This is a genomic window from Streptosporangium sp. NPDC003464, from assembly GCF_053588315.1.
The window spans coordinates 1-6026 of the sequence record NZ_JBSFPS010000406.1; the positions used below are offsets into that span (position 1 = coordinate 1).

The 6026-nt window shown below is 68.4% G+C and carries 5 protein-coding genes and 1 pseudogene; 1 reads left to right on the forward strand and 5 read right to left on the reverse strand.

Annotation, left to right across the window (positions count from 1 at the left end):
* Window positions 1-357 precede the first annotated feature (357 nt).
* Window positions 358-2694, forward strand: coding sequence for a hypothetical protein (locus tag ACWDS7_RS45755; RefSeq protein ID WP_451934400.1), 2337 nt, complete (start codon window positions 358-360; stop codon window positions 2692-2694).
* 561 nt (window positions 2695-3255) lie between these two features.
* On the opposite strand, the gene ACWDS7_RS45760 is transcribed toward ACWDS7_RS45755, so the two are convergent.
* The 5 genes and pseudogenes from ACWDS7_RS45760 to ACWDS7_RS45780 form a co-directional block, all read right to left on the reverse strand.
* Entirely contained in the window at window positions 3256-3612 is a 357-nt protein-coding gene (locus ACWDS7_RS45760; protein WP_451934401.1) for a hypothetical protein, read from the reverse strand.
* Between the two features lie 337 nt (window positions 3613-3949).
* A complete protein-coding gene (locus tag ACWDS7_RS45765) occupies window positions 3950-4147 on the reverse strand; it encodes a ferredoxin (protein WP_451934402.1) in 198 nt (65 codons plus the stop codon).
* 7 nt (window positions 4148-4154) lie between these two features.
* Window positions 4155-4622 (reverse strand): cytochrome P450, encoded by a 468-nt coding sequence (locus ACWDS7_RS45770; protein WP_451934403.1) that lies wholly within the window; start codon window positions 4620-4622, stop codon window positions 4155-4157.
* A 12-nt stretch (window positions 4623-4634) separates the two neighbouring features.
* Window positions 4635-5378 carry a hypothetical protein gene (locus ACWDS7_RS45775; protein WP_451934404.1) on the reverse strand — a complete coding sequence of 248 codons (744 nt, stop codon included), beginning with the start codon at window positions 5376-5378 and terminating at the stop codon, window positions 4635-4637.
* A gap of 174 nt (window positions 5379-5552) precedes the next feature.
* A pseudogene (locus ACWDS7_RS45780) lies at window positions 5553-6026 on the reverse strand (RNA polymerase subunit sigma-24); the annotation flags it as partial.

The window sequence follows — 6026 nt, forward strand, 5'->3', positions numbered from 1 at the left end:
GTCGATGGCGAGGAGGTACTCGTGTCCTCCGGCCTGGCCGAGGGTTTTCGCGGTCGAACGCTGCTTCAACCGGCTCAAGCACTTCAAAGGCATCGCGACCCGCTACGACAAGCTCGCCGCGCATTACCACTCGGCCGTGACCATCGCCTGCCTGCTGCCGTGGCTCAGATGATCCACAAAACAGGTCCTAGCGGGATGATCTCGCTACGCTTCCGCGATGTCGTTCATGCGCCGATCGTCCGGCGCGCTGGCGCTGGCGCTGGCGCTGGCGGCGGCCGCCGCTCTCACCACGGCTTGATCAACTTCCTGGTGACTCGCTAAGTTGGGCGTTTTGACCGCTCCCCCCGAGAGATGGCCATGCGTCACTACCGTTTCGGCAGGATCGCCATCCTGATCGCGCTCGGCTATCTCGCCGTAGTCGCCGTGCTGGGTGCCTTCGCGCTGACCACCGACCGGGGAGACCTCCTCTGGAAGATCGTCACCCACGACTCGGGCATGGGCTGGTTTCCCGGCCCCGGCGAAGAAACCCTCACCGTCCCGTGGGGGCTGACGGTCGTCCTGATCCTCATCGGGGCGCTTCAGGCCTGGGCCCTGTGGCAGGTGCTGCGCGGTCGCGCCAGGGGCGAGCTGACACATCGGGGCAGGAAAGTCGGCCTGCTGCGGCTCGCCCTGTATCTCGGCGTCGGCTACAGCCTGATCAGCATCGCCAGCACCCCGCTGATCCACGCATGGAAGATCTACTGGGTCTGGTCAGTTACGGAAATCGCCTCCGGTTTCGTGCAACTGGCCATCGTCTGGCTGTTCTTCCTGGTGCTCCGGGACACCGTCTCCTTCAGGCTACGGCTGTTCTCCCTCATCGCCGGAACCATCGCCGCCGTGAGCAACCTCGGCCAGGAAATCACCGACCTCTTCGACCTGCGCTCCGCCGAGCAGATCTTGACCCTGGCCGGAGGGTACGGCTATGTCTGGCTGGCGTGGTCGGTGTCGGTCCTCATCGCCCAGGCCAAGGATCCCCGCTGGAGCGCGGCGACCGTCCGGACAGGCGTCATCGCGCAGGTGGTGTCGGTCCTCCAGCCCTCCGGGATGGTCTCGTTCGGCGGCAGCGGGTCGCCCAGCATCTTCACGGTCTACACGCTCCTCGGTGCTGTCAGTGTCTTCGGGCTGGTGTGGGATGCCAGGACCGCCCATGAGCTGACGGCCCCCCTTCCCCAACCGGACGCGGGACTCCTGCCGGTACGGCCGGCGGCCAGGTGGTGGCCGCCGGCCGCCGTGACCATCGCGCTGCCGCTGATCCCCGCCGCCGTCAACCTCGCGCACGGCAAGTACCTCTGGATCGGCCCCAGAGGCGTGATCGAACAGTTCGTCCGCGTGGACGGAGGCAGCGGGAACGCTCTGACCTGGCTCGTCCTGGACGTCTTCGTCGGCGTCGGCGGCCCCGCGCTGCTGATCCTGGCCGCTGTCCTGCGCCGGACCCGCCGTACCCTGCGGTTCACGACACTGACGCTGATCATCGCCGCGGCCGTGGGCTTCGCCAGCGCGCTCACGGCAACGCCCGTGCCGGAGGACTTCGACGGCTTCTACGAAGGCGCACAGATCTACCCGGAGAGCCTGTTCACCCAGAAGCGCGCCGGTGAGATCTTCCTCGGCATCTCACCGGCGTGGTACAGCGCGGCCCTGCTCGCCTCCGCCCTGCTCCTGCCGTTCCTGTACCCGACCCCGCTGGCCCAGCGCACACGCCGCCGCATGCTCCTCCTGGCCCAAGTCGCCACGCTGGTCGCGCTCGCGTTCGTGCCCATGGCGGACCTGGCCCGCGGCCCGGTCACCGCGGCCGAAGACTGCACCCCACGCAAGACGTGGACGGGCGAGCCCGAGGAACCCAAGCTCACCCGGGACCAGCGGCTCGTGTGCTCCCTCCGGCAGGGAAACGTGATCAAACTCGCCGCCACCACGCCTGACGCCGTGATCCTCGCCCATGCCCGCTGGCTGTGCGGCATCTACACCCGCAACGATCCCCAGGAGGTCGCCCGCCTTCAGACGACGCGGGGACTGACGCGCGATGCCCTGACCTACCCGCTCGCAGAGATCTGCCCCAGCGCCGACGCCGTGGTCAAGGCCGCGGCCGCTGAACAGGACCGGGAGGACCAGGAGTGGGAGGCCGACGCGCAGCGCATGTGCGACTCGAGCCCGCCCCACCGCCTGCTCATCAGACCGGCCAAAGTGATCCGCATGAAGGAACCCCAGTGGACGGACTACGGGGTCATGGAGACGTACGAGCCGACCGAGGACGACGCGGACCCGTACGAGGACGGCCTGCTCGACAAGGCTCAGGACAACGGCCTGGTGGCCGCCCTCCCCGGTCACCTGATGATCCGGACGCACTCCGACTACGACCTCTGCGTCACCCTGGAGACCTACACCCGCCGCCCACCGGTGGAGACCAAGGGCTGGGACCACGTTGCCGAGGTCGGCTACGAAAGCCCCACCGGCGAGATCGTGCTCAGGGACGGTCTGAGCGGAACCGAATTTCCCGACCTGTCACTCAACGGCCGGGCGGGGCACTACCGGATCCGCGTGCACTACGACTGGTTCAAGTGGAAGGGACCGCACGAGGTCGGCCAACGTCTACTGATCATGGCGTTCCCCGGGAAGGGCGACAAGATCGTCACCTACCGCAGACCGCCGAAGCGACGTTGACGGAGCCGGCGCGAAGAGCATTCGGGGGTCGTTATCCCTGGCCGGCACGCTTCAGAAGAGGACTGGCGTGCAGGCAGACGCCGATTCGCCGGTGAGTGGAACCAGCTCCGCACCGTCTTGTCGTCTCCAGACGAACCGGTCCGGCTCGGGCATGATCTGGACGTGGGCCATGTGCGGGCCCGGGTGACCCGGCTGCAGCTCGCACTCGTAGGCGGGCTTACGCATGTGGCCGCGGTGAAGGCCCGGGGCACGGCAGCGTTGACCAGCTCGACGCCGTCGGCGTTCAGCTCGACCATGCCGAGCCGGTCGGCCAGCAGGTTCACGTGGGTGGCGAGGTGCTCACAGGCGATCGCCGGCGCGGTCACCGGATCAGTCCCCTCGGAGGGCGGGCCGGCCGACAGATCCTCGAACGTCACGACGGCCACGGTACGCGCCGGAGTGCGAACGGGATCGCGAATTCGAATCGCCGTTGACGCGCCGTGGGCGGTGCGGGCCGGGACCGGCCGCCAAGGCCGCACGCCCGGCCCACATCCGCCTGGCGGCCAGGTCGGTGAACGGCCGTCACAGGACGGACCACAGCACGATGTAGACCGCCATGGGCAGCGTGATGACCGCCGAGAGCCACAAGACGATGGCGAGGGTGCGTAGCCGTTCGTGTAGACGCGGGTGCGGGCGGCGGGCCAGGCGCTGGATCGGGCTCACGCACCAGCTCAGTGCGGCGGCGCCCGCGGTGAACGCCATGACCGTGCCGGAGGCGATCTGGGCCGGCGGCGGCATCGACGGTGACGGATAGACGGATGCGCTCTCCACCCAGATGATCAGGAGGGCGGTGGAGCCGCTTCGAGCGGCCAGGAAGGCCTCATCGGCGGCGGGAATCGTGGTGTCGGTTGCGTGTGGTGAAGCGCGTTGGGAACCCATACGGGGAACCTTCTGTACAGCGATGATGCGTCCGACCCCTACCGTGGGCCCGCAGAGCTGACAAGCGGGTGGCGACCGGGCCAACCCGGCGTGAACAGCGAGAAGATATGTGCTGGTTGGATCCGGGCCGCGGGCTGACCATCAGCCTGCCGGCAGCCCGTTGTCAGGCTGTGCCCGAAGGGCCTTGCGGGGATTCAACCTGCATATCCGTTGGAAATTTCTTCATTGCTACTGAGACCCCTGCCACCAGCGTGGATGTGCTGGAGGCAAGGTCTGAGCTACCCCACCGGACTTGTCGCCCTCCACTGGCGCGGACGCGTCGTCATCGGGGATGTGCTTACTCCTGCAGCATGGAGAGAGCTCGGGATGGGCACAGGGTGACGGCGTGGCGCGCCTGTGCGGCGCTCTGGTCGTCGGGGTGATCGGTCAGCAGGGCTACGGTGCCGTCGTCGTCTTGGTCGAAGACGGCCGGTCCGGTCAGGACGCATTGGCCGGAGCCGACGCAGAGGTCGCTGTCGGCTTTGATCCGCATCATGTCCTGCTCACCAGGTGACCGGGAGTTCGTGAACGCCGTAGATGACGGCGTCGGTCTTGAACGGCAGGTCCTCGGCCGGTGCGGCGAGCCGCAGGGTGGGGATGCGGCGGAACAGCGTGTCGAAGACGATCTGCAGTTCCATCCGGGCCAGGTTCTGGCCGAGGCACTGGTGTGGGCCGAAGCCGAAGGCGAGGTGGTGGCGGGCCCCGCGCTCGATATCCAGTTCGGCCGGGTCCTTGAACGCCGCCGGGTCCCAGTTGGCCGACAGGGTCGAGACGATGACGCCCTCGCCGGCCTTGATGCTCACCCCGCCGATCTTCACGTCTTCGGTGGCCACCCGGGAGGTGACTCCGTCGGCGATGGCGAAGTAGCGCAGCAGTTCCTCCACGGCCATGGGCGTCCTGCCCGGGTCGGCTTTGACCACGGCCAGTTGCTCCGGATGGGAGAGCAGCCCGACCACGCCGAGCGAGATCATGTTCGCTGTGGTCTAGTGTCCGGCGGTCAGCAGCAGGAAGGCCAGGCTCACCAGGCCCGCGTGGTCGAGGGTGCCCTTCTGGCGTTGCCGGGCGATCTGTCGGCTGAACAGGTCGTCGCCGGGTTCGGACTCTTTGCGGGTGACCAGGTCGTCGATGTAGGCGCGCAGTTCGGCGAAGGCTCGCCGGCGGTCTTCGAGCGAGGTCCGGCGCACCATCATGGTGGTGCGGCTTTGGAAGAAGTCGTGGTCGGTGTAGGGGACGCCGAGCAGTTCGCAGATCACCAGGGAGGGCACCGGCAGGGACAGCGCCTGCACCAGGTCGACCGGCCGCTGGTCGGCGGCGAGCATGTCGTCGATGAAGTGGTCGACGATGTCCTGGATCCGCGGGCGCAGCGCGGCCAGCCGCCTGACGGTGAATTCGCCGATCACCGGGCGGCGGGCCGCGGAGTGTTCAGCGCCGTCCATGCCGAGCATCAACGGCGGCTGGCTGCGGAGCTGCTGCAGGGTCGCCGCATCGAGGGTGAAGAGGGGGAAGCCGTCCTTGCGCTTGTCGGAGGAGAAGCGGGGGTCGGCGAGGACGGCACGGCCTTCCTCATGCCCGGACACCCACCATGCCTCGCCGCCGCTGGTCAGGCGGACCTTGTTGATCGGCGCCTGCTCACGCAGCCGTTCGTAGGCGGTGGGCGGGGCGAACGGGCAGCCACGCTCGATCGGCAGCTTCAGGCCGGTGAGTTCGCCGGCAACGCTCTTCGTCATGAAGAACCTCCCAGTAATAGATCTGGCGGAGTTTGTTGTGCCTGTGGCGGCCTCGGGTGGCGTGATCGACACTGTCGGCGCGGGTTTCCCGGCCCGACGGGCCGTCCTGCGCCGGGCTGGGCCGCCGTCTGCTCCAGGCCGCTTGGAAATTGCGGGCTGGCTCACCGTTGGTGCTCATCGCAGGGTGAGCGGGGTCTCGGACGCGATGCGGGTCAGCTTCTGCGGATTGCGGACGTAGTAGAGGCCGGTGATACGGGCGTCCTCGACCCGGACCGCTATGACGCCGTCGATCTCGCCGTCCACACGGAGGAGGAGTGCCGGGTTGCCGTTGACCACGGTGGGCTCGCTGGTGAGCGCGACTTGGGCCTTGCCCAGGCCGCTGACGATCATGCGGGCCACCTTGCCGGCGCCGGTGATCGGCCGAGGCGTGGCCTGTCTGACGCCGCCGCCGTCGCTCACCAGAACGACCTCGGGGGCGAGCACGTCAAGCAGGCCCTGCAGGTCCCTGGTCTCCAACGCGCGCTGGAACGACTCCAGGGCCGCCCGGGCCTCTCTCGGGGAGACCGCCTCGCGAGGGCGGCGGGCATCGACGTGCCGGCGGGCGCGGTGCGCGATCTGGCGGACGGCCACGGGGCTCTTGTCGACGGC

Coding starts and splice junctions, on each gene's coding strand:
- ACWDS7_RS45755 (WP_451934400.1), top strand. CDS start 358: ATGCGTCACTACCGTTTCGGCAGGATCGCCATCCTGATCGCGCTCGGC.
- ACWDS7_RS45760 (WP_451934401.1), bottom strand. CDS start 3,612: ATGGGTTCCCAACGCGCTTCACCACACGCAACCGACACCACGATTCCC.
- ACWDS7_RS45765 (WP_451934402.1), bottom strand. CDS start 4,147: ATGATGCGGATCAAAGCCGACAGCGACCTCTGCGTCGGCTCCGGCCAA.
- ACWDS7_RS45770 (WP_451934403.1), bottom strand. CDS start 4,622: ATGATCTCGCTCGGCGTGGTCGGGCTGCTCTCCCATCCGGAGCAACTG.
- ACWDS7_RS45775 (WP_451934404.1), bottom strand. CDS start 5,378: ATGACGAAGAGCGTTGCCGGCGAACTCACCGGCCTGAAGCTGCCGATC.